We start from the raw sequence: 23,207 nt of genomic DNA on the forward strand, positions 1-23,207 counted from the left end.
ATCGTGGACCTCCGGCGGGTACGGCGTCTGCGTTGTGGCCGCAGCGGTAGTTGAGTTCATTGTGGTCACAGGCGGAATCTGGGTGAAGTGTGGCACTCGGGCGCCGCAGCGGTGATCATGCGGCAGGACCTTATGGGAGGTGACTATGGCCGTCAGGCGTCCGACCTTGGCCGGGCAGCTGCTCGTGCTGCAGTTGGCGATCGTCGTGGTTGTGCTCGTCGCCGTCGCCGCGGTCTCGCTGGCCCAGTCCGCCGCCACGTTCAACCGGGTCGAGGGTCGCCGGGTGACCGCGCTGGCCGAGCAGCTCTCCGGGAACCAGACGCTGCGGTTCGGCATCCGGCACCCCGCGCCCGCGGAGGTCCTCGCACCGTTGCTGCAGACAACGTTGACGCAGTCCGGCGTCACCTCGATCACCGTCGCCGACGCGCAGGGCCGGATCATCGCGGCCACGAACCCGACCACCATCGGCAGCTCGTTGACGCTCGGTGATGCCTGGGTGGCCGAGGGCCGCGGGTGGTCCGGCGAGTTGCGGCTCGGCGACGGGAAAGAGCTGGTCTCGCAGGTCCCGGTGCTCAGCCAGGGCACCGATGCCGCGGGCCGGCCGGACGGGACGATCGGCGACCACATCGGCACGGTGATGGTCGGTGAGAAGGCTCCGTCGATCTGGCAGCGGCTCCGCGGTGCATCGTCGTACCTGGCGATCTATCTCGGGATCGCCTGCGTGCTCGGCCTACTCGGGTCGTGGTTGCTCGCGCGCCGGATCAAGCGGCAGACGCTCGGGCTCGAGCCGCGCGAGATCGCCGGCCTGGCCGAGCACCGGGAGGCGATGCTGTACGGGCTGGCCGAGGGAGTCGTTGCCTTGGACCCCCAGCTGCGCGTCACGCTGGTGAACGACGTCGGCCGCCGGCTGCTCGACCTGCCGTCGAACGCGGTCGGTCGCAGCCTCGGCGATCTCGGGATCGAAGGCCGGTTGCGCGAAGTGCTCGCCGGCGAGGACGAGGCGCGCGACGCGGTCGTCGTACGGCGTGGGCGCGTGCTGGTGATGAACCGGATGGAGGTGCTGAAGGACGGGCGATCACTCGGATCGGTGACGACGCTGCGCGACCGGACCGAGCTGGCGCAGCTCGAGCGGGAATTGGGATCGTTCCGTTCGTCCGCCGAGCTGCTCCGGGCCCAGACACACGAGTTCGCGAACCAGTTGCACACGATCTCCGGCCTGATCCAGATCGGGGAGTACGACGAGGTCGTGACGTACGTCGGCGCGCTCAACCGCTACCGTGAGTCGCTCGACCTGACCGTGACCCGGCGGGTCCACGACACCGCGGTCGCCGCCCTGCTGATGGCGAAGTCCTCGCTCGCGGCCGAACGCCGCGTCGAGCTCCGGGTGTCCGAGCGTACGACGCTGCTCCGGCTGGATCCGGCGCTGTCCGCCGACGTGGCGACCGTGGTCGGCAATCTCGTCGACAATGCGATCGATGCGGCCGCCCAGTCCGGTACGCCGCTGTCGCCCGCGTGGGTCGAGGTCGAGCTCCGGCAGGATGCGACCAGTGTGGAGATCCTGGTCCGCGACTCCGGTCCCGGCGTGGCGCCCGAGCTGGCGCAGGAGGTGTTCGCGCACGGTTTCACCACCAAGGCCGCTGCTGAAGGCGAACGCGGGATCGGGCTCGCGATGACCCGGCTGATCTGCCGCCGGCGCGGCGGCGAGGTCGCCGTCACCAACAACGCCGACGGCGGCGCGGCGTTCGTCGCCCGCATGTCCGCCCAGCGCACGCCCCAGGGAGCCCGATGATCACGGTCCTCGTCGTCGACGACGACTTCATGGTCGCCCGCATCCACCGCGGCTTCGTGGACCGGGTGGACGGCTTCGAGGTCGTCGGTACGGCGAACTCCGGCGACCAGGCCGTCGCGGCGCTGTCCGAGCTCCGGCCCGATCTGGTGCTGCTCGACCTCTACCTGCCCGACGTGTTCGGCATCGAGCTGATCGCCCGCCTGCGCGCCGTACAGCCAGACGTCGACATCCTCGTCATCACCGCGGCCCGCGAGGCCGACGCCGTCCGCGGCGCCGTACGCCAGGGGGTCGTCAACTACCTGCTGAAACCCTTCGGTTTCGAGGACCTGCGGACTCGCCTGCACGAGTACGCCCGCCGCCGGGCCAGCGTCCCCGACCAGGTCACCTCCCAAGCCGACGTCGACCGGGTCCTCGCCCCCGCCCGCCCGACCGTCAACCGCCTGCCCAAGGGCCTCAGCCAGGAAACCACCGACCTGGTCACCGCAGCCCTCCGCACCACCCCCGAAAACCTCTCCGCCGCCGAATGCGCCGAAAAAGTAGGCATCTCCCGCGTGAGCGCCCGCCGCTACCTGGAGTTCCTCTGCACCCAAGGCCAAGCCCAGGTAACCCTCCGCTACGGCACCACAGGCCGCCCCGAACGCCGCTACCACTGGAGAAGCTGAATTTGGTGGGATCCTCCAGCGATTCAGAGCGATTCAGAGGCCGAAGGCATCACAGTCACCCACGCCCCCGGATGCTCGCCGACCCGCCCGCCCTCGCCGGCGCCGAGGCCGTGATCATCGCCGGCGGCCCACTCGCCGCGACCGCCCGCCGCCTGGCCGAGCTCGACCCGGCACCGATCATCGAGCCCCTCCCCGGCGCAGCCGCCCTCGCCATCGCCCGCGTCGGGGCCGGGGTCGGGCTCGGACAACACGCGATCTGAAGGGTGTATCGGTTAACGGCGGATCCCCAGGCCATCACAATCACGGTGTTCGGGCGCCGGCCCGCCTGCACGTCGCGGCGCAGCCCGATTGTGATGGCCTGGGGATCCGCCCCTGCCCGCTAGGGTTACTCCTCGACGAGTTCGACCGTGGCGGCGTGGCGTTCGGCCAGGGTGTGGTAGACGGCGGCGTTGTGGTCGACGAAGAGTTTGGCGGTGCCTTCGAGCGGGACGATCTTCTTGGCGGGGCTGCCCATCGCGACCGATTCCGGTGGGATGACGGCGCCCGGGGTGACCGTGGAGCCGGCGGCGATCAGTGAACGCTTGCCGACGACCGCGCCGTCGAGGACGATCGCGCCGTTGCCGACCAGGGCCTGTTCGCCGATCGTGCAGTCGTGGACCAGGCACTGGTGCCCGACCGTCGCGTTCGGCCCGATCTCGCAGCCGTTGTGGCCGACGTGGATGACGGTGTTGTCCTGGATGTTCGCTCCGGCGCGGATCGTGATCGTCCCCAGGTCGGCCCGGATCACCGCGCCGTACCAGATCGAGACCCCGGCCTCGACGACCACGTCTCCCACCAACGTGGCGGTCGGCGCGATCCAGGCGTCAGGGTGCACGGTCGGACGTTTACCTTCGAAGGAGTACAGCGGCATACGTCGCACCCTATGCGCACTAGCGTGGAGCGGGTGCTCAAAACAGTCGCCGGGTTCGCAGCGTTCGGGTTGTTCTGGGGAGCGTGGGGAGCGATCCTGCCCGCGGTCCGGGCCGGCGCCGGGGTGAACGACGGTGAGCTCGGCGTCGCACTGCTGATGATCGGGCTCGGCGCCCTGGTGTCGATGCGGTTCACCGGCTACCTGATCGACCGGTACGGCGGGATCGTGCTTCCGGTCGTGGTTGCACTGTTCGCGATCTGCGGCGTACTGCCCGCGCTCGCCGGTTCGGTCGGCTCGCTGATCGGGGCCTTGTTGTTGCTCGGAGCAACGTCCGGTGCGACGGACGTGGCCATCAACGCGACCGGCTCCCACGCGGAGGCCGCGAGCGGACGGCCGGTGATGAACCTCGCGCACGGCATGTTCTCCGTCGCGGTCGTGGTGGCAAGCCTAGGCACAGCCGGCCTCCGCGCCGCCGGCGTAGGCGCACTCCCGATCCTGGGCGCCACCGCCACCCTGATCATCATCACCGCAACCCTCGCCCTCCGCCCCACCTCCACACAACCCACCCCCAACACCACCGACCCAAGCACCACCCCGGGCGGCGTAGGCGCGAGCAGCACCCCGGGCGCAGCCGGCCAGGGCGGGGCCCCGGGGGCGACCGGACCGTCGGACCTGCGTCGGCGCCGGCTTGAGCCTGCGCTGCTGGTGTTTGGGGTGCTGTGTGCGATCGCGTACTTGGTCGAGAATGCTTGGCAGAGTTGGAGTGCAGTACATCTGGACACCTCGCTCCACGCCCCGGCCGGGCTCGCGTCGAGTGCGCCGGCAGTATTCGCCGCCGCGGCCGCCACCGGCCGGTTCGCCGGCAACGCTCTCCTGAAGCGGGCCCGGCCCGTGCAGCTTCTGGTTGTCGGCGGCCTCGTCGCCGCCGTCGGTTCCCTGGTTGCGGCGACGGCCAACGACCCTTGGGCAGCGCTGATCGGGATCGGCGTCGCGGGCCTCGGTACGTCGGTGTGCGCGCCGACGATCATCGGGATGGCAGGCGCCTGGGCCGGCCCCGATCGGCGCGCCGGCGCGATCTCGGTGGTGACCACGATCGCCTACCTCGGGTTCTTGATCGGCCCGGCGGCAGTCGGCGCGGTCTCGTCGGAATGGTCGCTGCCGGTCGCTCTGGGTGGTGTCGCCGTACTCGCGGTCGTCGTCGCCGCCTTCGCTCCGGTAGCCGGCCGGATCGCCGGACGCCGCCCACTCGGCTGACCCCGTCGACCCACACTGAAAGGGAATCGAAAGAACCGCGTACGAGGTTACGGTGACTAGATCTAGCGAGGAGGGTGGCATGACGGAGATCGCAAAGTCCGGGGCAGCGGTGATCAACCGGGCCGACGGGCGGGACGACGGGGAAGAGTGGACCGAGAACTACACCCAGCTCCCGGGTGGGGCTGGTGTCTCGTTGATTCTCGAGTCGACCACGCAGGAGGGCACCGGGCCGCGGCTGCACAAGCATCCGTACGCCGAGACGTTCATCATCCGCCGCGGTTCGGCCACGTTCACGGTCGACGGCGAGGAGATCGTCGGCCGGGCCGGCCAGATCCTGGTCGTCCCCGCGCACACGCCGCACAAGTTCCGCACCGGCCCCGGCGGCTACGAAGCGGTCCACATCCACGCCAACCCGACGTTCGAAACCATCTGGCTGGAGTAGCCGTCAAGCCTCCGGGGGAGTGAACGCGGCCAGCAGGGTCGCGGTGATGTACGGCGCGGCCTGGTCGGACGTGATTCGGCCGGCGTGGATCTCACTCGCGGCGCCGTGCATCACGTTGTGCATGACGCTGACCAGCCATGACGTCGGCAGGTCGGTGCGGAAGACGCCGTCGGTGCGGCCGCGTTCCAGCAGCCGCTCGACTCGTGCCATCGGGTCGGCGTGCAGTTCTTGCACCCGCCCGGGCGGCAGTGCGTCCTGAGCCGCCAGCAATAGTGCGCGGTACTGGTCGACGAGTTGCCAGCTCGACTCGATCAACCGCGCCAACGCCGTCCGCGGATCCCCGGTCAGATCGACCCGCCCGAGGGTCTCCTCGCCTAGAGCGATCGCCTGCACGAACACCGCGTCGACCAGTTCGGCCCGGGACGGGAAGTGGCCGTAGAGCGTGACCCGCCCGACCCCGGCCGCCTTCGCGATCTCCGACGTACTCGCGGCCGGATCGCGGCTCAGGCACTCTGCCGCCGCGGTCAGGATCGCCGCGATGTTGCGCTGCGCGTCCGCCCGCCTGGTGGTCACAGCCATCGACGCCTCCTCATCTCGAACACCGTTGTACGAATTCCTCTTGTCGAACACCAGTGTACGAGTTACGGTAGCCACTTAACCCGTACACACCTGTTCAACTTAAGGATGACGACCCATGAATCAACCCGACCCCCGGCGGTGGCGACTGCTGGGGCTGCTCGCCGTCGCGCAGTTCATGCTGATCCTCGACGTCACCGTGGTGGCGATCGCGCTGCCGAACATCGAGACAGATCTCCAGCTCGGCCGCGAGACGCTGACCTGGGTGGTCAGCGCGTACACGCTGATGTTCGGTGGTCTGATGCTGCTCGGCGGCCGCGCTGCCGACCTGTTCGGCTCCCGCCGCGTCGTGCTGACCGGCCTGATCGTGTTCACCGCGGCCTCGCTCGTCACCGGCCTGGCGAACGGGCCCGAGCTCCTCCTCGGCGGCCGGGTCGCGCAGGGCATCGGCGCCGCGATGTTGTCGCCGGCCGCGTTGTCCGTCGTCACGAAGACGTTCGACGGCGAGGAGCGCAACAAGGCACTCGGCATCTGGTCCGCGATGGGCGGTGGCGGCTCGGCGATCGGCGTACTGCTCGGCGGCCTGCTGACCGCCGGCCCCGGCTGGCAATGGGTCTTCTACATCAACCTGCCGATCGGCCTGGTCGTGTTCACCCTCCTGATCCGGATGCTCCCGTCCGACCGGCCGAGCGAACAGCAGGGCCGCCTCGACGTACCCGGCGCTCTGCTCGTCACGGCCGGCACGGGTACGGCGATCTACGCGCTGATCAACGCCGGCGACCGCGGCTGGCTCTCGGCCGCGACCCTCGGCACGTTGGCCGGCGCCCTCGTCCTGTACGGCGTCTTCGCCTGGGTGCAGCGCTCCGGCCGGTCACCGCTGATGGACCTCCGGATCCTCACCCGCCGACCCGTTGCCGCCGGCACCTTTATGCTGCTGATCGCGACCGCGCTGATGATCTCGATGTTCTTCCTCGGCTCGTTCTACCTGCAGCACTTCAAGCAGTACGGCGCTCTGCGCACCGGACTGCTGTTCCTACCGGTCGCCGTCGCCGCGATCGTCGGTGCACACTTGGCCGGTCAGCTCGTCGGACGCATAGGAGCACGACCGATCGCCGTGGCCGGGTTCGTGATCACCGCCGTCGGCGTGGCTGTCCCCGCGATCTGGGAGGGTGCTGCCGTGATCGTGATCGGCATGACCGTCGGGACGCTCGGGCTCGGCACCGCGTTCGTGGCGGCGTCGACCACGACGTTCGCGCAGATCGACCATCGGGAGGCCGGCCTCGCATCCGGCATCCTGAGCACGTTCCACGAGTTCGGGGCATCGCTCGGTGTTGCGGTCGTGTCGAGTGTGGCCGCGGCCAGTCTCGCCGGCACGGTGTCGACCGGATTCGCCCGTGGGTTCACGTTCGCCGCGATCACTGCAGCGGTGGCGGCTGTCCTTGCGTTGATCGTCGTACCGGCGTTCAAGCCTTCGACCGGAGGGGTTCATGTCCATTGAGATTCGCCGCGCGGTGGTCGCGGATGCGGAGACGGTGCTCACCATGCTGGGGGAGCTGGCGGGCTACCAGGACCAGCGGCAGTACGTGACGGCAAGTGTCGCCGACTGGCAAGGGTTCCTCGAACGCGAGGACGTGATCGTGCTGGTGGCCGAGGTCGACGGTGCCGTCGCGGGGTACGTGTCGGCGCTGCGCCGGCCGTACCTGTGGGTCGGTGGAGATCAGCTCGCGCTGGACGATCTCTACGTCCGGGAGCAGTTCCGCGACGCCGGTGTCGGTCGGCAGCTGATGCTCGGGCTCGCCCGGCACGCACTGCCGGACCGGCTCCCGATCGGCTGGGGGCTGCGGCTGGAGAACACGGCCGGCTACCGGTTCTACGAACGCCTCGGCGCCAAGCTGGTCACGAAGACCGCGGCCGGCTGGTCACCGGAGGCGTACGAGAGTCAGCTCAGCGAGTAGGTGGCCGCGACCGGGAGATGGTCGGAGGCGAAGCTCACCGGGACGGTCGCCGCGGTCGGCGCCAGCCGCGCGCTGTGCAGCTGGTAGTCGATCCGCTTGGTCGGCAGCGGCACCGCGCTGGTGAACCCGAGCCCGAACCCCTTCTCCGGCCAGGTGTCGGTCCAGTGCGTGGTCAGTGTCTTCACCTCGGCCGACGTCGGTACGGCGTTGAAGTCGCCGACCAGCAGCGTCGCCTCGGGCGCATCCTTGAGCAAGGCAACGATCGCGTTGACCTGTTCGACCCGCTCGCCGTCGTTGATCGTGGTCAGGTGCGTGTCGGCGAAGCGCAGCGGCGTACCGTCCACGTCGATCAGCGTCTCGAGCAGACCGCGCTGCTCGCTGCCCGGGTGCAGCGGCAGCAACGAGTTGCGCGAGTCGACGATCGGGTACTTCGACAGCACGAGCGTCCCGTACTGGCGACGGGGCTTGCCCGGCTCGAGCGGATCCCAGTCCAGGTTGGCGGCGAACACGTAGTTCATCTTCAGCCGCGCCGCGAACCAGGCCGGCTGATCGACCCAGTTGCTGCGCGCATCGAAGTACTTGTCGACCTCCTGCAGGCCGACGACCGTGGCGCCGGAGGCCTCGATCGTCTGCGCGACCCGCTCGAGATCGAGCTTCCCGTCGACACCCGCACCGTGGTGGATGTTGAACGTCAGGGTCTTCACCGTGGTGGCCTCCACCTTCGCTTGAGCGGTCAGGGGTGACACCAGAAGTAGCAGAGCCCCAACCAGGGCAGCGAATCTCACCGATCGACGCATTGCCGAAGTATCACATCGGAAAGGATCAGCGGCCGGAACTTACCGAAACGCCATGGTCGACGGGCGAGGCGATTCCTACCGTGAACTGGTGCGACGAACCGTTCCGCCACAGGCGTACTTCGTCGTCAGCGCGGTCTTCCATTACCTGGGCCCGGCGCTGGCGGTGCTGCTGTTCGCGCGGATCGACCCGCTCGGCGTGGCCTGGCTGCGGATCGCGGCGGCCGGGGTGATCTTCTCGATCTGGCGGCGGCCGTGGCGGGCCTGGGGCTTGCTGGCGTGGAACACGCGCCGGCTGGTGATCGGCTGGGGCGCGGTCCTCGCGGTGATGAACTGCTCGTTCTACCTGGCGATCGAGCGCATCCCGCTCGGCACGGTCGCGGCAGCGGAGTTCGCGCCGGTGATCGTCCTGGCGGCGATCGCGGTCCGCTCCCGGCGGAACCTGCTGGCGCTGGTGCTCGCCGTCGCCGGCGTCTACGTGCTGACCGACATCCGGCTGTCCCACGACTGGATCGGGTTGGTGTTCACCACGCTCAATGCGGTGCTGTTCGCGGGGTACGTCGTCCTCGGGCATCGGATGTCGCGGGTGGAAGGACTGCGGCGGATCGACGGTCTGGCGCTCGCGATGGGAGTCGCGACCGTGCTCGCGCTACCGGTCGGCCTGCGCGCGGCCGTCCCGGCCTTCACCGATCCCGGACTGCTCGCCGCGGCCATCGGGGTCGGGGTGTGCTCGTCGGTGATTCCGTACGTCGCGGATCAGCTCGCGATGGCGCGGCTGAAGCGGTCCACGTTCGCGTTGATGCTCGCGTTGCTGCCCGCCACGGCGACGGTGATCGGTGCCGTCGTACTGCGGCAGTTCCCGCAGCCGGCCGAGCTGGCTGCGGTTGCGATCATCGTCGTCGCGGTCGGGCTGCATCGCGAAGCTAGATAGCCTTCAGCGACAACTCCTGCCAGTCTTCCCAGGTCTTCAGGCGGTCGGCGTACGCCTGCTGCACCAGCTCGAAGCCCTGGCCGAAGAAGACCCGGAGCGGCGGGTTGGGGGAGTCGGCGAGCTCGAGGATCGCCGGCCCGGCCGCAGCCGGGTCGTCGAAGGTCACCGACGACACGTAGTCCATCAGGGCCTTGCGCTGGCCGTCGTACAGCGGGTTCGGCGTGGCGGCCACCCCTCCCGTCAGGCCCTCGGTCGCGTACCCGCCGGGCTCGACCACCGTCACCTTGATCCCGAAGCCGGCGACCTCCTGGGCCAGCGCTTCGCTCAGGCCCTCGAGCGCCCACTTGGACGCGCAGTACCCGCTGCCGAGCAAGAACCCGGTCAGCCCCGCGACCGACGAGATCTGGATGATGTGACCGCTGCCCTGCTCGCGCAGGTACGGCAACGCGGCCTGCACCACCCAGACCGGTCCGAAGAAGTTGGTCTCGAGCTGGTCGCGCAGCTGCTGCTCGGTGAACTCCTCGACCGCCCCGGACAGGCCGTAGCCGGCGTTGTTCACGATCACGTCCAGGCGGCCGAAATGCTCCTTGGCCTGCTCGACCGCCCCGAAGACAGCAGCCTTGTCGGTGACGTCGAGTTCGAGCGGGAGCACGGCGTCGCCGTACTTGTCGATCAACTCGCTGAGGCTCTTCCGGGCCGTCGCGGCCACTCGGTCCCCGCGGGACAGGGCGGCCTCGACGAAGTGCCGGCCGAGACCGCGGGACGAGCCGGTGACGAACCAGACCTTGCTCATGCGGGCCTCACATTGTGGTTGGCTGCAAAGAGGTTGGCCGGGTCGTACTCGCGCTTGACGGCCGCGAGCCGCTCGTACGTCGCCGCCGGGTAGACCGCGGCCACATCGGCGTCCTCGGCGTCGGACAGGAAGTTCGCGTACGCGCCGCTGACCTGTGGCGTGAGCTTGTCCCAGAGCTCCTGCCGGGCCGGACCGGTCGCCGCGATCACCGGCGGCGGGCCGATCGTGGTCGTGGCGAACATCAGTTCCGCCTCGCGGTGCGCGTACGCCGTCGCGTCGGCCGCGACCTTGGCAACGGCTCCGCCGACGGTGCGGACGGCCATGATCGGCGAGCCCTGCGAGGCCCCGGTCTCGGCGAGGATCCGCAGTACCTCCGGGACGGAATCCTTGTCGACAAAGGCACTCCGGGTGATCAGCTGGATCCCGGGCGGCGGCGCAACGCCGTCCACCAGAACCTCGGCGTACGGCCGGAGCGCGACGTCGTCGGCGAGCACCGTGCCGAGCTGGCGGATCGGATCGATCGCCTGGGCGGCGAGCTCCGCGTCGTCACCGTCGAACGCGATCTCGATCTCCAGCGGCGCCTCGGGACCGCCGAGGAACGGGTTCGCGAACGTCGCGATCGAGGTGAGCTCCACCGGCGCGGTGCGCTGATAGGCCGCCCAGCCCTGGAGCACCTCGGCGATCTCGTTGGCCGGGAAGGCGATCTTGCCGAAGAAGATATCGGTCGTCGGGTGCGCCGCGAACTCGAACGCGGTCACGATCCCGAAGTTGCCTCCACCACCGCGGACCGCCCAGAACAGCTCGGGGTTCTCGTCCTCGGCGGCGCGGACCACCGCACCCGCGGCGGTCACGAGCTGCACTGCGACCAGCTGGTCCAGCGCGAGACCGTACTTGCGCACCTTCCACCCGAGCCCGCCGGTCAGCGTCAGCCCACCGACACCGACGCTCTTGGTGTCACCCGACGAGATCGCCAGCCCGTGCGGCGCCAGCGCGGCCGCGACCTGCCCCCAGGTGGCACCGCCGCCGATCCGTACGACGTGCCGCTCCTTGTCGACGACCTCGATCCCGGCCAGCTTGCCGAGGTCGATCACCACCCCGCCGTCGTTCGTCCCGAAACCCGCGAACGCGTGCCCGCCGCCACGGACGGCCAGCGGCAGCCCGCTCTCGACGGCGTACGCGACGGCCTTCTGGACGTCCTCGACACTTTCGGGCCTGAGGACGTACGCCGGGCTGCCCCCGACCAGCACGGTCCGGCTCGCGGCGTCGTATCCCGCGTCGTTCGGCCCGACAATCTCCCCACCGAATCCTTCGACTATTGCACTCATGACGTTCCTTTGCGTTTGTCCTCGTCGAACAAACACCTGACGTCAGCCGAGCAGCTCATGTGACGTGAACAAACGCACATCACACTTCGCGAGGCTATTTCGTCTGGGATGGACCTGGGTGCATGCATAACCCAGCGTTTGAGCGTCTCATGCGTCGGAATGCGGGGTTATGCATGCACCCAGGTCCACCTCACCCCAGCCGGATCGTCACCAGCGTCGTCTCCACCCCGCTGTCCACCAGGTTGCCCTCGGCGTCGAACGCCTCGGCGCCGTCGGTTGGCAGACGGCCGCAGTACGATGCGCTGCAACCGGGCGGCGTTGTCGGTCCGCTCCTGCACCAGCAGCCTTTCAGGGCCGTCGGCAACGGCCCACGACCACCCAATCCACACGCGAAGGCTCAGAGCGGTGCGAGACTGACGCGATGTTCTACCAGTTCTCGGTCGGTCAACTGGAGTGCGCGGTCGTCAGCGACGGGCAACCGGGGCCGCCGTTCGAGCCGGCGCTACATGACTACTTCACGCCGGACTCCGGCGTCCCGGACGACGTACTGCGGGCCGCGGCCGGGCGGCTAACTCTGACCTGCGGGTACAACTGTTTGTTCGTCCGTACGCCCGATGGCATGGCGGTTGTGGACACCGGGTTGGGTGCGAGCTTCCTCGGGTACGGCGAGTACATCGAGCCGCTCGTCGGCCAACTCGAAGCCGGTATGAAGAGTGCCGGCTTCTCGCGATCGGACCTGGCGGCGGTCGTGTTCACCCACCTCCACCAGGATCATTCGCGCGGTGCCATCTGGTCGGGGGAGGCACGCTTCCCCGCGGCCGTCGCGTTCGCACACGCCTCGGAGCTCGCGTTCTGGTCGGGTCCCGTCGACGCACCTTCGGCCCAACCGCATATCGAGGCTGCGCGCGAAACGATCCGCTTGTTCGGCAAGCGGCTGCGCCCATTCGAACACGGCGCAGAGCTTCTGCCTGGCGTCACCACCGTCGCGGCCGCCGGCCACACGCCAGGGCACTCCGCGATCCTGCTGGAATCGAGGGGCGACAGGCTCCTCTGCGTCGGCGACACCTTCTACGACCCGCTCCAGTTGACCAACCCGGACTGGGCAACCCCCTGGGACCTGGACCAGCCGGCCTCGATCACCAGCCGCCGAGCAATCCTCGAGCGGGCTGCCGACGAGCACCTTCTGATCCACGCCTATCACTTGCCATTCCCTGGCCTCGGCCGCGTCGAGCGATCCGGCGCAGCCTTCACCTGGCATCCGGTCTGTTGACTCCTCCTGCTTGCGATCCGGCTCAGGTGCGGGAGCGCATTTCGGTGGCGAAAGACTCCTGGAGGCGGCGCATGGTGGCGGCTTCGGTGGGGTCGGCGAAGAGGGTGGGGAGGTCGGCGGGGTCTACGTCGTAGAGGTGGGTCTGGATCCACCAGATATTGCCGGCGCGGTCCTTGATGCGAGCGCCGCGGTCGCCGACGATGCGGGAGGTGGTCAGCTCGGTGATCACGGTCGCGCCGGCGGCGACGGCGCGGTCGACTGTGGCGTCCGCGTCGTCGACGTACACGCTGAGGAAGCTCGGGGTGTCCGGCCAGTCGGGCCGGGCGTCGAACGCCATCACGACCGAGTCGCCGATCGTGATCTCGGCGTGCCCGATCGTCCCGTCCTCGTTGGGGACCGCGAACGCCGGCTTCGTCCCGAACGCCTCCTGCACGAACTCGAGCCAGGCCGCCGCTCCGCGAACGGCCACGTACGGAGTCACAGTCGCCTTACCACCGGGGTTCTTTGTCATACCCCCATCATGTCCGCGGTAGAGGACAGCTTTTGTCCTCTACTGAAGTGCCTTGATGAGACGCGCGGCGCGGGCGTCGCCGTGACCGATCATTCGGTTGGCCGTGTAGGCGAAGGCGATGCCGTGGTCGTCGTCCGCGAAGGCGAACTGGCCGCCGGCGCCGTCGTTGGCAAGGCTGCGGGGGCCGAGGGTTGGACGGAAGGGGGAGTCGAGCAGGAAGCCGGAGCCCCAGCGTGCGCCGGCGTCAAAGCCGAGGTAGCTCTTGCCGGCCGAGAGTTCGCGGGCCGCGTCGGAGACGGTGTCGCGAGAGAGCAGCGGGTCGGCGCCGTCGAGCCCGGTGATCGCGGCCGCGTAGACACCGGCGAGGCCCGTCGCGGAGGCAACAGCCCCGGCACCAGGGAGCTCCATCGCGAGCAGGGCGGGATCGTTCCAGCCGTGCGGTACGTCGAGACCCGGGAAGACGAGTGCGCCGTTCATCGTCACGATGCGCATCAGCAGGTGCTCGGGATCCAAAGCCGGCGGACGCCCCTCGGCCTCCTCCAGCCGGGCCAGGTTCGGCAGCTCTGACGCGGGCAGCCCGATCCACGCCCGCAACCCCAGCGGGTCACCGAGGACGGAGCGGAAGTATGCCCCCGGCAACTGTCCGGTCAGCCGACGCACCACCTCGCCGAGCACGAACCCGAACACATGCCCGTGGTACTCGTACGCCGTCCCCGGCTCCCACAACGGTCGCTGCTCCTCGATCGCCGTGATCACCGGCGTCCAGGCCGCGATCTCCTCGAACGAAGGCGTCTTGTCCAGCACCGGGATCCCGGCCCGATGATCGAGCACCATCCGGCAGGTGATCGCCTCCTTGCCCTCAGCAACGAACGACGGCCAGTAGGACCCGATCGGCTCGTCGAGCGACAGCTGTCCGGACTGTGCGAGCAGGTGTACGACGACACTCACCAGCCCCTTCGCGCAGGAGAACACCGGTACGACGGTCTCCTCCGACCACGGCCGCCCCGGGGCAGCGTCCCCGTCCCACAGCTCGACCACCTTGCGCCCGCCGGCGTACACCGTGACGGCCGCGCCCAGCTCCGGAAACAGCGAGAAGTTCTCCGCGAACGTGTCCGCGACCGCGCCGTACCCCTCGTCCACCCAACCCTTGCTCATGGGCTAGACGATAGGTCCGGCACGGCCGCCAGAACGACCGAATTACGGCAGCACCCACTTCTGGTTCGTCGCGCCGGTGCAGGTGGCGAGGATCAGTTTGGTGCCGTTGGCGCTCGAACCGCCGGTCGCGTTGAGACACAGACCGGACGCTGCGTTGGCCAAGGTGCCGTTGGCCTGAGGCAGCCAGCGTTGGCCGGGTGAACCGTCGCAGGTCCACAACACCGCCGGGGTGTTGAGCGCTGCGGTGCGGGCCGACAGGCATTTCCCCATCGTGCGCACGGTGCCGTCCTCGAGTGACGGGATCCACAGCTGGTTCACCGACGACTTGCAGGTGTAGAGCGTCGTCGGCGTACCGTCAGCGGTCGCGGCCTGGTACACGTCGATGCACTTGCCGCCGATCCCGGTCGCGAGACCGCTGTCCTGGAAGACGCCGAACTCCCACAGCGAGTAGTAGCTGCCGGCAACAGCACGTTTGGTCGCGTTGATCCGCACGTACCGCGCGAAGTTCGGCGAGAACACGATGCTGTCCGTGGCGCCGTCACCACTCACCGTCGAGGCGACGGTCTTCCACGTCCGCCCGCTCCCGGAGACCTGGATCTGATACGACTTCGCGTACGCCGTCGACAGCCAGTTGAGCAGCACCCGGTTGACCACCTGCACCGAACCCAGATCGATCCGGAGCCACTGCGGATCGGTCCGCGCGCTCGACCATGCCGTGGTCATCGACCCGTCGACCGCCTTCGTCGCCTCCCGCCCGGCAAGATAGGTGCTGGAGGCAACGGCCGGTCGGCCACGGGCGAGGTTCCGCTTCACGCCGTACGCCGCTGTGTATGTCGTCGCCGCCGCCGGCGCAACCAGGTTGTGGTTCCGTGCGCCACCGTCCGACCAGGTCGCGAACCGGTAGAGCTGGTTCGACACAGGCTGGGTCGGATCCGCGGCCACCGACATACTCGACCCGACGATCACGGTGGAGGTGAAGGGGGTCTTCGCCGTGGTATCCAGCGAGGTCACCGGCAACCCGGCCGGAGAGGAGGCGAGCCGCAGCCCGACGGTCTTCGGATCGAGCCGCACGCTCTTGGTATCGGTCAGCCCCTGAGCGTCCGTCGCGGTCAACTTCAGTTCGAGGTACGACGGATACTCGTGATCCGGCGCCGTGAACGAACCGGTCGCCCCGGTCATCGACGTGATCGTGTGCGTGTGACAGTCGCTCGGACAGTGATGCATGATCAGCGACCAGGTCAGCGCCGACGCCGGCAGCGTCCCCTGTTCGGGATCGGTCGCCGAACCCGAGAAGCTGATCGTGTCCCCGACCTTCCACGTCGTCGCCGGACCAGGTGCCGTGATCAGCGCGGTCGGCGCCGTATTCGCCACGTTGATCTGCATGGACGTCGTACCGGTCGTATGGCCGTCGGACACCTTCAACCGCGCGACCACTTCGCCCGTGGTCATGTAGGTGTGCTGCACGGTCGCCGCTGTCGAGTCGTCGTAGACGCCGTCCCCGTCCAGGTCCCACGCGTATGTCAACGGATTGCCGTCGGCGTCGTTGGAGGCAGTCCCGTCGAACGTCACCGCGAGTGGCGTCGGCCCGCTGGACGGGTCGGCGTGGATGACGGCGGTCGGCGGGTTGTTCGTCGCGTCGTACACGTACCGGAGGACCCGCCCGTTGTCGTAGTCGACCGCGAACAGGTCCCCACCGGGACCGGTCTGCAGCTTCGTCGCGCCGTACCCGGACGCGAACGTCTGGATCTTCGCGGGATCCGGCAGACCGTCCGCGCCGGGCATCATCGCCCACACGCAGCGCCGGCTGTAGTCCGCGAAGAACAACGCGCCGTCGTAGCCGGCCGGGTAGTTCCCGCCGCCGTAGAACTGCATGCCGGAGATCGACGAGCTGCCGACGGTGCAGGACTCCCCGTCGACGATGTGGTCGGTGTGCTTGTACGCGTAGTACGGCGCGGTGACCGCGGACGGGCCGGCGGCGTACAGGTTCTCGCAGAGGCTGACGTTGATCGAGTCGTACCCGGGTTGGCGGCCGGCGCCTTCGTAGCACGGCCAGCCGAAGTTCGTGACCTTGGCGGTCGGATCGACGACCCGGTTGATCTCCTCCCAGGTCGAGTAGCCGACGTCGCCGATCCACATCTCCTTGGTCCCGGGCCGGAACGTGAACCGCATCGGGTTGCGCATGCCGTTCGCGACGATGCGACGGGTGTTCAGGTCAGCGCTGCTCAACGCCGGGTTGCCGGGCGCGGCCTGACCGGTGTCGGGATCGATGCGGATGATCGAACCGTCGAGACTGGTCGGATCGCCTGGTGTCCTGACGTCCTGCGCCCGGAGCGCTCCACCTTCGGCGGTCGGCGGGGTGAGCGTCGCGCCGACGGGTGCGGGCCCGTCACCACAAGGGTTGTCGGGGGTGACGTCGGACGCGGGGTAACTGTCCTGGCCGTAGTCGACGTAGTTGAAGCTGGCGCCGTCGCCACCACCGGCGTACAGCATCCCGTCCGGGCCGAACTCGATCGAGCCGATCGAGTGGCTCGGATACACCTGGCACCAGTCTTCGACCAGCACCTGCTCGGCGCCGTTCGCGTTGAGCACCGAGAGTCGCGCGCTGGCCTGGCAGCCGTCACCGGTCGGCCCGGGCGGAGTCGGACAGGGGTCGTCGGTCGTGTCCGGCGTACCCCACTTCGGCGTCGGCCCGCCGATCAGCCCGTCGTGCGTGTACAGCACGTAGATCCGTGGATCCGTTGGGAAGTTTGGGTTCAGCGCCATGCCGAGCAGGCCGCGGTCCCAGTAGTTGTAGACCTCGGTGCGCAGATCGGCGTACACGCTCGGCGTCGGATCGTCGAGCGAGTCGAAGACCTTGATCAGTCCGCTCTTCTCGGCGACGAACACCCGGCCGTCGGGCGAGAACGCGACATTCGTCGGATTGGTCAGTCCGGTGAACACCACCTGCTCGCTGAATCCGGTCGGCGCGACCGCGGCCTGTGCCGGTGCGATCACAGCGAGCGGCAGCAACACCAGTACACACAACGCAGGCAGCGCACGACGCAGCCACTTGGCAGAAAACCTCACGAAGCCCCCCAGCCTCCCAAGTCCGGCGCCCGCCCTCACAGCCCCCAACGAGCACTCGGATCGCTCGCCAGAATGGTCGCCGCATCGTCGGCGCGCAACCCCGGATCCGCATTCGTTTCAAACACTCAACCGAATGTCACTCGCACGGTCGGACCGGGCACACTGGGCTGATGATCAGCAGCGTCCGGGAGTTGCCGACAGTGCCCGGTGTCTACCGTTTCCGCGACGACGCGGGGAAGGTGCTGTATATCGGCCGGGCCCGGAATCTGCGCCGGCGCGTGCGGTCGTATTGGGTCAATGTCGGCGACCGTCCGCACCTGACCCGGATGGTACGGCGGATCGCCCGGGTGGAAGGCGTCTCGTGCGACTCCGAGCACGAGGCGGCGTTTCTGGAACGCAACCTGCTCGAGCATTCGAAGCCGCGATGGAACCGCACCGAAGGTGGCGCGGAGGTCGTCGGCTATATCCGGCTCGCGACCGGATCCAAACCGGGGTTGCGGTTCGAGCACACAGTCACCGGTTCGTCACCGCACTTCGGTCCGTACCTCGGCGGCTTGCGGATCCGGCAGGCGATCTCCGGCCTGCATCGGGTGCTGCCGCTGCAGTACACGGTGGAAGGCGATGGTTCGGCCGAGGAGTTCGGCCGGCTGTTCGGGATCGGACCGGGGGACCGCGAGGCGCTGGCGCGTACTGCGATCGCTGTACTGCAACGGGATCCGGCCGCGGTCAACAGGCTGCGCGACGAGCTGGTACGTCGGCGCGATGGCGCCGCGGGCGGATTGCGGTACGAGTTCGCGGCCAAGGTCCAGGGTGAGATCGAGGCACTCGACTGGATCGTCGCCGAGCAGAAGGTCGCGTGGCTCGAGCCGCGCGACGCGGACGTGTACGGCTGGGCCGACGGCTTACTCGTGCGGTTCGAGCTGCGGGCCGGCCGGATGAGCACGTGGACGCAGCGTGCGATGGGGGAGGCGACGGCTCGGGAACGGGTCGCGGCGACGCCGGAACTGTGGCGGACGTTCGCCCAACGGAACGCCGAGCTTGCGGTACGTCTGCTCAAGGCGTGACTTCCCGACTACGTAGCATGGTGTCCCATGACGCAGCCGCCGGTCCCTCCGAACCAGCCGCCGTACCCGCAGGGACCGCCGAACCAGCCGCCGCTGCCACCGCTCTTTCCCTCGCAGCCGCCGCCGAAACGGTCGCGCGGACTCGTGCTCCTGGTCAGCGGACTCGTGTTGCTTCTCGGCATCATCATCGCGACCGCTGTCATCGTGGTCGTGAACCGGAGCGACGCGAAGCCGGATGCGACTCCGACGACGCGGACGAAGCCGTCGGACCCGGCCGCGGTCGAGTTCCGTCGAGTCCTCTCGGCGAAGGCCGGCACCTGCCCGACGCCGTCGCCCGCAGGTACGGCGTGCGACGCGAGCGGGATGCGCTACACCCTCGGCAAGGTCGAGCTCGACGGCAACAACGTGTCCGAGGTCAAGGCAGCGGTCCAGGAGGACTCGACGACCGGCGGCTGGTACGTCGGCCTGACGCTCGACGCGAAGGGCGCCACGCTGTTCGAGCAGCTCACCGCCGCCCTCGCCAAGCAGGTCCCCCCTGCGAACCAACTGGCGATCGTCGTGCGGGGCCAGGTCGTCACCGCAGCGTCGGTCCAGTCGGCGATCTCCGGCGGGAAAGTCGAGATCGCCGGCACCTACGACCGCCAGAGCGCCGAGGACCTCGCCGCCAAGATCACCGGCTAGCCGCGACGTACTCCGCTTTGCCCGCGTACTTGAACCGGACGATCGCGCGCGGAGCAGGCCCCGGCCAGGGCGAGTGCTCGACCCGGCGGTAGACGAAGTACCCGTCCTTGACCTTCGCGACGCCGACATGCCCGTCGGCGGTCTGGACCGTGACGCGTGGGGGAGTCCCGCGCGGCACCGTGCCGAACACGGTCGTCACGCTCGACCCGGAGAGCGCGCCGCGACCTTCCGCGGCGCCCTTGCGGAGCACGATCCCGTTCTTCGCGCCGCCCAGTACGACGGAGCGCCTCGCCCCGTTGCCCCACTCGGTCGTGCAGAACGCGATGCCGCCGGTCGTCGACCGCCGCACCATCGACATCCCGAACGTGTCCTGGGCGTACAGGACGACCTTCGGCCACAGCCAGCCGTCGGATCCCGAACCGTCCGCGGTGGTGCACAGGCCCGTGCTGCCGCCGGACGGCACCGAAAGGGGCGTCCGGAGCGGCGTCCGGGTCGGCATCAGCGCCGGAGCGACGGGGGCCTCGGATCCGTTGATCGTGCCGACGGCGATCGTCGTCGCACCCGCGACCACAGCAACGGCGGCCGCTGTCGCAATCGCGGCCGTCACCCGGCGTCGCCGTACCTGCCGGCGACCGGTCTGCAGCAGGCTGTCGACGTCGGGGACGTACGGCGCCTGCGCGTCGGCGGCCTCGGTCATCAGGTTCTTGAGCTGGTTCGTCATGTCAGCCTCCCAGTTCGGCGAGGTCGAGGTCGGCAAGGGCCGGGTGCAGGCGGAGCTTGTCGAGCGCACGCATCGTCTGACTCTTCACAGTCCCGGGCCGGCACCCCAGTACGTCGGCGGTCTCCTCGACGGACAGGTCGTCGAAGTACCGCAGTACGACGCAGGCCCGTTGCCGCTCCGGGAGCCCGGCGAGCGCCTGGGTGATCACCAGGCGGTGCTCGACCCGGCCGACGTGGTCGGTGGGATCGGCCTCGGCGGTGAAGTAGCTATCACCGCCGACGAGCTCGGTGCTCGACCGGCGGCGTAGTCCGTCGAGGGTCGCCGAGACGACCACCTTCCGCGCGTACGCGACGATGCCGCCCATGCTGCGCAGCTTCGGCCAGCGCCGGTACAGGCGGAGCAGCGCCTCCTGCGTCGCGTCCTCGGCCCGGCGCCGGTCCCCGCAGAGCAGGTACGCCGTACGCCACATCGCGTTGGCGTGATGGGTCACGAAGGCGGTGTACTCGCTCTCCGCTTCGCTGTTCACGCAGTCTCCTCACCTCGGGCTGCGTAATGAACGCATCGGCGCGAGGATCGGTTGCATCAGCGGTTCGTGACCTCGAACGCGACGATCGCGGCGGCAACGGCGACGTTCAGCGACTCCACACCGGCGTGCAGCGGGATCTGCAGGTCGGAGTCGGTCGACACCGTGATGCCGTTGGTCTCGCCGCCGAGCACGTAGACCGCGCGTGGGGCGAGCTCGGCCTTGAACAGCGAGTCCTGCGAGCGGGCGCTCAGACCGTAGACGTGGTACCCCGCCGTACGCAGCAGGTCGACCGCGGTCCTGGCCGTGGACGTGTTCACGATCGGCGCCTGGAACGCGACACCGGCCGATGCCTTGATCACGAGCGGCCCGACGTGCGGCGTACCGGCCTTGGGCAGGATCACCCCGTCGAAGCCGGCGCCGGTCGCGGTCCGCAGGATCATGCCGACGTTGCCCGGGTTGGTGACGCCGTCGAGCAGGAACACGTTCGTCGGCCGCTTCCCGCGAGTGCGGACGAACTCCTCCAGCGGAGTCATCCGCGGCGCGTCCACGTCCGCGACGACGCCCTGGTCGTGCTTCCCGTTCCCGGCCAGCCACTTCACGCGGCTGGGCGTGGCCCGCTCGACGGGCGTCCCGTACCTCTCCGCCGCTCTGAGGATCTCCTGCATGGACTGCCCGGTCGCGTTGTCCGCCAGCACCACCTTCGCCACCGACAGGCTCGGGTCGTGCAGCGCCTCCAGCACGGGCTTGCGCCCGTACACCGTGATCCACTTGTCCCGCGGCGACTTCTTCGAATCCACCCGCCTACGGTACGCCGGACGACATCGTAGTCCGGCAACAGCCGGGTTCAAGCAATTGAATGCCGTCACCTAGCGTCGAATTCCGGGCACTTAAGATTATCTCAACTTCTGCCTCCCGAAATGCATCGAACAAGTGTCTCAAAGGGGGGACAAAATGAAGCTGTTCCATTCCATCCGAACCACGATCGCCTTACTCGCGGTGGCGGCAGTTCCAGCTGTCGCCGTACCCGCAACCGCCTCCGCCGCCACCGGCTGCCAGACCGCCTGGGGTTCTTTGCCGGAGGCAAGTAACAGGGTGAGCACGGCTACGCTGGCCACGGTCCGCGCCGGCCGGCACGCCTGCTTCGACCGCATCGTCTTCGATGTCACCAGCACACCGACCGCGTACTCCGCGCGGTACGTTCCGGATGTCTACCGCGCCGGCGCCGGTCATCTCGTTCCACTCCGTGGTGGCGCGAAGCTGGAGCTGATGCTCGGCGTCCGCGCGTTCGACGACGCCGGCCACTGGGCGTTCCAGCCGCCGAACCAGGACGAGCTGGCGAACGTCGCCGGATACCGCACCCTTCGCCAGATCTCGTACGCCGGTGACACCGAAGGTGCCGCCTGGGTAGGGATCGGACTGCGTGCCCGTCTGCCGTTCCGCGTGTTCACCCTCGACGGTCCGGGCTCCGGTAGCCGAGTCGTCGTCGACATCGCCCATCGGTGGTGAGGCGCGATGGCCACCGCCGTACTGCCGGCCGAGTACACGGTCCGGCCTCCTGCGCCTGCCGATTCCCGGGCGATCTTCGCCCTCGTCTCGGCGTACAACACCGCTGTGATCGGATCCGCCGACTGCACACTGGCCGACATCACCAACGGCATCGTTGATCCGGACTTCGACCCCCGGACCGACGGCTGGCTGGTACTCGACCGGTACGACGTGCCGGTCGGCTACGGGACAGCCTTCGGCAAGGGCGATCGCGAAGTGGCCGAGATCGAGGTGCTGTCACAGGACGCGATGGTCGCGGGCTGGCTGTTCGACCGGTCCCTGCGCCGCGCGGCGGAGATGGGACGCGAAGCAGGCCACGCGCACGTCACTGTCGACAGCTACGTCTACCGCGCCGACGCGGCACTGCGTGAACTGCTGTCCGAGCGCGAATTCAGCACCGGTACGACGTTCAACCGGATGCGGATCGACCACACCGGACCAGTCGCCGCCCCCGACGTACCGGCCGGGTACGTCGTTCACCGTGGCGCGGACGACGACCGGACCCGCCGGATCGCTCACGATGTCATCATCGACTGTTTTCGCGGGCAATTCGGTTTTGTTGCTCGTCCGCACGAGGAATGGCTCGAGGCGCGCGCGGCGTACGCCAATTTCTCGTGGTCCCAGTTCACGTTGCTCGAGCTGGACGGGAAAGCAGTCGCGTTCCGGGACTGCAGCGATCGGGATGTCGAGATCGAGAATTGCGGCCATATCGAAGGGCTCGGCGTGATCGAGGCGGCCCGGGGGCGAGGCCTGGCCACCTACCTGCTCCGCGACGCCTTCGCCCTCGACGCGGCCGCCGGCCGGACCGGCACGATCCTGCACGTCGACACCAACAACCCGACCCCGGCGCTGCACCTCTACCTGTCCGTCGGCATGCGTCCCACTCTGGTCCTCGAGGGGTGGCGCCGCACCATCCCGGCTACGCGTTGAGCGGGTTGGTCGCCTTCCCATCGAGCCAGAGCAGGTTGCTCGGGTCTGAGTGGGTGCCCGTGGTGCCGACGTGCTTGTCGCTGATCCGCGAACCGTTCTTGATCACGTGCACGAGCGCCATCGCATGGCCGCGGCCGAGGTCGTAGTCCTCTTTCAGCCAGTCGCAGATCACCCCGGCCTTGACCTCCGTGTACCCCCGCTTGACGGCCTCGTCGACCAGCTCCCGCGGGGTCCGGCCGGTCTTCTCTTCGATCTTGTCCAAGTACGCCTGGAACGACATGTTCGTTTCCTCCTGTGGTCGTCGTAC

The 23,207-nt window shown here is 68.9% G+C and carries 25 protein-coding genes; 13 read left to right on the forward strand and 12 right to left on the reverse strand.

What is annotated here, in order from left to right:
• The first annotated feature begins 145 nt into the window (after positions 1 to 145).
• From OHA18_RS20000 to OHA18_RS20010, 3 genes are all read left to right on the forward strand, one after another.
• Positions 146 to 1,789, forward strand: a complete 1,644-nt coding sequence (locus OHA18_RS20000; RefSeq protein WP_329005665.1) for a sensor histidine kinase — start codon at positions 146 to 148, stop codon at positions 1,787 to 1,789.
• Positions 1,786 to 2,451, forward strand: a complete 666-nt coding sequence (locus OHA18_RS20005; RefSeq protein ID WP_329005666.1) for a response regulator — start codon at positions 1,786 to 1,788, stop codon at positions 2,449 to 2,451. The genes OHA18_RS20000 and OHA18_RS20005 overlap by 4 nt, the downstream gene beginning before the upstream one ends.
• 71 nt (positions 2,452 to 2,522) lie before the next feature.
• Entirely contained in the window at positions 2,523 to 2,711 is a 189-nt protein-coding gene (locus tag OHA18_RS20010; protein WP_329005668.1) for a hypothetical protein, read from the forward strand.
• A gap of 125 nt (positions 2,712 to 2,836) precedes the next feature.
• On the opposite strand, the gene OHA18_RS20015 is transcribed toward OHA18_RS20010, so the two are convergent.
• Positions 2,837 to 3,361 (reverse strand): gamma carbonic anhydrase family protein, encoded by a 525-nt coding sequence (locus tag OHA18_RS20015; protein WP_329005669.1) that lies wholly within the window; start codon positions 3,359 to 3,361, stop codon positions 2,837 to 2,839.
• Between the two features lie 12 nt (positions 3,362 to 3,373).
• Between OHA18_RS20015 and OHA18_RS20020 the strand changes: the two genes are divergently transcribed.
• Positions 3,374 to 4,615 (forward strand): MFS transporter, encoded by a 1,242-nt coding sequence (locus OHA18_RS20020; RefSeq protein ID WP_329005670.1) that lies wholly within the window; start codon positions 3,374 to 3,376, stop codon positions 4,613 to 4,615.
• A gap of 79 nt (positions 4,616 to 4,694) precedes the next feature.
• Positions 4,695 to 5,057, forward strand: coding sequence for a cupin domain-containing protein (locus OHA18_RS20025; protein WP_329005671.1), 363 nt, complete (start codon positions 4,695 to 4,697; stop codon positions 5,055 to 5,057).
• A gap of 3 nt (positions 5,058 to 5,060) precedes the next feature.
• Here OHA18_RS20025 and OHA18_RS20030 read toward each other — a convergent pair whose 3' ends face one another.
• Positions 5,061 to 5,636: a TetR/AcrR family transcriptional regulator gene (locus OHA18_RS20030; protein WP_329005672.1), complete on the reverse strand. Its 576-nt coding sequence runs from the start codon at positions 5,634 to 5,636 to the stop codon at positions 5,061 to 5,063.
• A gap of 115 nt (positions 5,637 to 5,751) precedes the next feature.
• Here OHA18_RS20030 and OHA18_RS20035 point away from each other — a divergent pair, with 115 nt between their 5' ends.
• Positions 5,752 to 7,131: an MFS transporter gene (locus tag OHA18_RS20035; protein ID WP_329005673.1), complete on the forward strand. Its 1,380-nt coding sequence runs from the start codon at positions 5,752 to 5,754 to the stop codon at positions 7,129 to 7,131.
• On the forward strand, positions 7,121 to 7,588 hold the full coding sequence (locus OHA18_RS20040; protein WP_329005674.1) for a GNAT family N-acetyltransferase: 468 nt from the start codon (positions 7,121 to 7,123) through the stop codon (positions 7,586 to 7,588). Before OHA18_RS20035 ends, OHA18_RS20040 begins: the two co-directional genes overlap by 11 nt.
• On the opposite strand, the gene OHA18_RS20045 is transcribed toward OHA18_RS20040, so the two are convergent.
• Positions 7,573 to 8,334 carry an endonuclease/exonuclease/phosphatase family protein gene (locus tag OHA18_RS20045; protein ID WP_329005675.1) on the reverse strand — a complete coding sequence of 254 codons (762 nt, stop codon included), beginning with the start codon at positions 8,332 to 8,334 and terminating at the stop codon, positions 7,573 to 7,575. The two genes, OHA18_RS20040 and OHA18_RS20045, sit on opposite strands and share 16 nt — an antisense overlap.
• Positions 8,335 to 8,473: 139 nt before the next feature.
• Here OHA18_RS20045 and OHA18_RS20050 point away from each other — a divergent pair, with 139 nt between their 5' ends.
• Positions 8,474 to 9,313 carry an EamA family transporter gene (locus OHA18_RS20050; RefSeq protein WP_329005676.1) on the forward strand — a complete coding sequence of 280 codons (840 nt, stop codon included), beginning with the start codon at positions 8,474 to 8,476 and terminating at the stop codon, positions 9,311 to 9,313.
• On the opposite strand, the gene OHA18_RS20055 is transcribed toward OHA18_RS20050, so the two are convergent.
• The gene (locus tag OHA18_RS20055; protein WP_329005677.1) at positions 9,306 to 10,106 is read right to left on the reverse strand and encodes an SDR family NAD(P)-dependent oxidoreductase; all 801 of its coding nucleotides are present in this window, start codon (positions 10,104 to 10,106) and stop codon (positions 9,306 to 9,308) included. The genes OHA18_RS20050 and OHA18_RS20055 overlap by 8 nt on opposite strands.
• Complete coding sequence (locus OHA18_RS20060; RefSeq protein ID WP_329005678.1) at positions 10,103 to 11,431, reverse strand: FAD-binding oxidoreductase; 1,329 nt, start codon at positions 11,429 to 11,431, stop codon at positions 10,103 to 10,105. The genes OHA18_RS20055 and OHA18_RS20060 overlap by 4 nt, the downstream gene beginning before the upstream one ends.
• A gap of 421 nt (positions 11,432 to 11,852) precedes the next feature.
• Between OHA18_RS20060 and OHA18_RS20065 the strand changes: the two genes are divergently transcribed.
• On the forward strand, positions 11,853 to 12,701 hold the full coding sequence (locus OHA18_RS20065) for an MBL fold metallo-hydrolase (RefSeq protein ID WP_329005679.1): 849 nt from the start codon (positions 11,853 to 11,855) through the stop codon (positions 12,699 to 12,701).
• A gap of 22 nt (positions 12,702 to 12,723) precedes the next feature.
• Here the strand turns inward: OHA18_RS20065 and OHA18_RS20070 are convergent, their stop codons facing one another.
• From OHA18_RS20070 to OHA18_RS20080, 3 genes are read right to left on the reverse strand one after another with little or no spacing between them, the layout of a single operon-like run.
• Entirely contained in the window at positions 12,724 to 13,212 is a 489-nt protein-coding gene (locus OHA18_RS20070; protein ID WP_329005680.1) for a VOC family protein, read from the reverse strand.
• 39 nt (positions 13,213 to 13,251) lie between these two features.
• The gene (locus tag OHA18_RS20075; protein WP_329005681.1) at positions 13,252 to 14,367 is read right to left on the reverse strand and encodes a serine hydrolase domain-containing protein; all 1,116 of its coding nucleotides are present in this window, start codon (positions 14,365 to 14,367) and stop codon (positions 13,252 to 13,254) included.
• Positions 14,368 to 14,409: 42 nt separating this feature from the next.
• Positions 14,410 to 17,433, reverse strand: coding sequence for a PQQ-dependent sugar dehydrogenase (locus OHA18_RS20080; protein ID WP_329005682.1), 3,024 nt, complete (start codon positions 17,431 to 17,433; stop codon positions 14,410 to 14,412).
• Positions 17,434 to 17,603: 170 nt separating this feature from the next.
• Between OHA18_RS20080 and OHA18_RS20085 the strand changes: the two genes are divergently transcribed.
• Together OHA18_RS20085 and OHA18_RS20090 are read left to right on the forward strand one after the other, a co-directional pair.
• Positions 17,604 to 18,497: a GIY-YIG nuclease family protein gene (locus OHA18_RS20085; protein ID WP_329005683.1), complete on the forward strand. Its 894-nt coding sequence runs from the start codon at positions 17,604 to 17,606 to the stop codon at positions 18,495 to 18,497.
• Between the two features lie 27 nt (positions 18,498 to 18,524).
• Positions 18,525 to 19,178, forward strand: coding sequence for a SecDF P1 head subdomain-containing protein (locus OHA18_RS20090; protein WP_329005685.1), 654 nt, complete (start codon positions 18,525 to 18,527; stop codon positions 19,176 to 19,178).
• On the opposite strand, the gene OHA18_RS20095 is transcribed toward OHA18_RS20090, so the two are convergent.
• Genes OHA18_RS20095 through OHA18_RS20105 form a run of 3 tightly spaced genes read right to left on the reverse strand, consistent with a single transcriptional unit; the run spans position 19,168 to position 21,222 of the window.
• The gene (locus OHA18_RS20095) at positions 19,168 to 19,899 is read right to left on the reverse strand and encodes a hypothetical protein (protein ID WP_329005686.1); all 732 of its coding nucleotides are present in this window, start codon (positions 19,897 to 19,899) and stop codon (positions 19,168 to 19,170) included. The two genes, OHA18_RS20090 and OHA18_RS20095, sit on opposite strands and share 11 nt — an antisense overlap.
• A 1-nt stretch (position 19,900) precedes the next feature.
• Entirely contained in the window at positions 19,901 to 20,425 is a 525-nt protein-coding gene (locus OHA18_RS20100; RefSeq protein WP_329005687.1) for a SigE family RNA polymerase sigma factor, read from the reverse strand.
• A gap of 56 nt (positions 20,426 to 20,481) precedes the next feature.
• Positions 20,482 to 21,222: a TrmH family RNA methyltransferase gene (locus tag OHA18_RS20105; protein WP_329005688.1), complete on the reverse strand. Its 741-nt coding sequence runs from the start codon at positions 21,220 to 21,222 to the stop codon at positions 20,482 to 20,484.
• Positions 21,223 to 21,517: 295 nt separating this feature from the next.
• On the opposite strand from OHA18_RS20105, the gene OHA18_RS20110 reads away from it, so the two are divergent.
• Together OHA18_RS20110 and OHA18_RS20115 are read left to right on the forward strand one after the other, a co-directional pair.
• Positions 21,518 to 21,931 (forward strand): AMIN-like domain-containing (lipo)protein, encoded by a 414-nt coding sequence (locus OHA18_RS20110; protein WP_329005689.1) that lies wholly within the window; start codon positions 21,518 to 21,520, stop codon positions 21,929 to 21,931.
• 6 nt (positions 21,932 to 21,937) lie between these two features.
• On the forward strand, positions 21,938 to 22,900 hold the full coding sequence (locus OHA18_RS20115; RefSeq protein ID WP_329005690.1) for a GNAT family N-acetyltransferase: 963 nt from the start codon (positions 21,938 to 21,940) through the stop codon (positions 22,898 to 22,900).
• Here the strand turns inward: OHA18_RS20115 and OHA18_RS20120 are convergent.
• Positions 22,890 to 23,180 (reverse strand): DUF4287 domain-containing protein, encoded by a 291-nt coding sequence (locus OHA18_RS20120; protein WP_329005691.1) that lies wholly within the window; start codon positions 23,178 to 23,180, stop codon positions 22,890 to 22,892. The genes OHA18_RS20115 and OHA18_RS20120 overlap by 11 nt on opposite strands.
• Between the last annotated feature and the right edge of the window lie 27 nt (positions 23,181 to 23,207).

Source organism: Kribbella sp. NBC_00709 (assembly GCF_036226565.1).
In the GTDB taxonomy this organism is placed as follows: domain Bacteria; phylum Actinomycetota; class Actinomycetes; order Propionibacteriales; family Kribbellaceae; genus Kribbella.

Bases quoted from the DNA above. Each gene is read 5' to 3' on its own strand.
- OHA18_RS20070 (WP_329005680.1), bottom strand. From the start codon at position 13,212: ATGACAAAGAACCCCGGTGGTAAGGCGACTGTGACTCCGTACGTGGCC.
- OHA18_RS20095 (WP_329005686.1), bottom strand. From the start codon at position 19,899: ATGACGAACCAGCTCAAGAACCTGATGACCGAGGCCGCCGACGCGCAG.
- OHA18_RS20060 (WP_329005678.1), bottom strand. From the start codon at position 11,431: ATGAGTGCAATAGTCGAAGGATTCGGTGGGGAGATTGTCGGGCCGAAC.
- OHA18_RS20040 (WP_329005674.1), top strand. From the start codon at position 7,121: ATGTCCATTGAGATTCGCCGCGCGGTGGTCGCGGATGCGGAGACGGTG.
- OHA18_RS20085 (WP_329005683.1), top strand. From the start codon at position 17,604: ATGATCAGCAGCGTCCGGGAGTTGCCGACAGTGCCCGGTGTCTACCGT.
- OHA18_RS20005 (WP_329005666.1), top strand. From the start codon at position 1,786: ATGATCACGGTCCTCGTCGTCGACGACGACTTCATGGTCGCCCGCATC.
- OHA18_RS20035 (WP_329005673.1), top strand. From the start codon at position 5,752: ATGAATCAACCCGACCCCCGGCGGTGGCGACTGCTGGGGCTGCTCGCC.
- OHA18_RS20000 (WP_329005665.1), top strand. From the start codon at position 146: ATGGCCGTCAGGCGTCCGACCTTGGCCGGGCAGCTGCTCGTGCTGCAG.
- OHA18_RS20115 (WP_329005690.1), top strand. From the start codon at position 21,938: ATGGCCACCGCCGTACTGCCGGCCGAGTACACGGTCCGGCCTCCTGCG.
- OHA18_RS20120 (WP_329005691.1), bottom strand. From the start codon at position 23,180: ATGTCGTTCCAGGCGTACTTGGACAAGATCGAAGAGAAGACCGGCCGG.
- OHA18_RS20065 (WP_329005679.1), top strand. From the start codon at position 11,853: ATGTTCTACCAGTTCTCGGTCGGTCAACTGGAGTGCGCGGTCGTCAGC.
- OHA18_RS20015 (WP_329005669.1), bottom strand. From the start codon at position 3,361: ATGCCGCTGTACTCCTTCGAAGGTAAACGTCCGACCGTGCACCCTGAC.
- OHA18_RS20090 (WP_329005685.1), top strand. From the start codon at position 18,525: ATGACGCAGCCGCCGGTCCCTCCGAACCAGCCGCCGTACCCGCAGGGA.
- OHA18_RS20025 (WP_329005671.1), top strand. From the start codon at position 4,695: ATGACGGAGATCGCAAAGTCCGGGGCAGCGGTGATCAACCGGGCCGAC.
- OHA18_RS20030 (WP_329005672.1), bottom strand. From the start codon at position 5,636: ATGGCTGTGACCACCAGGCGGGCGGACGCGCAGCGCAACATCGCGGCG.
- OHA18_RS20020 (WP_329005670.1), top strand. From the start codon at position 3,374: ATGCGCACTAGCGTGGAGCGGGTGCTCAAAACAGTCGCCGGGTTCGCA.
- OHA18_RS20010 (WP_329005668.1), top strand. From the start codon at position 2,523: ATGCTCGCCGACCCGCCCGCCCTCGCCGGCGCCGAGGCCGTGATCATC.
- OHA18_RS20075 (WP_329005681.1), bottom strand. From the start codon at position 14,367: ATGAGCAAGGGTTGGGTGGACGAGGGGTACGGCGCGGTCGCGGACACG.
- OHA18_RS20055 (WP_329005677.1), bottom strand. From the start codon at position 10,106: ATGAGCAAGGTCTGGTTCGTCACCGGCTCGTCCCGCGGTCTCGGCCGG.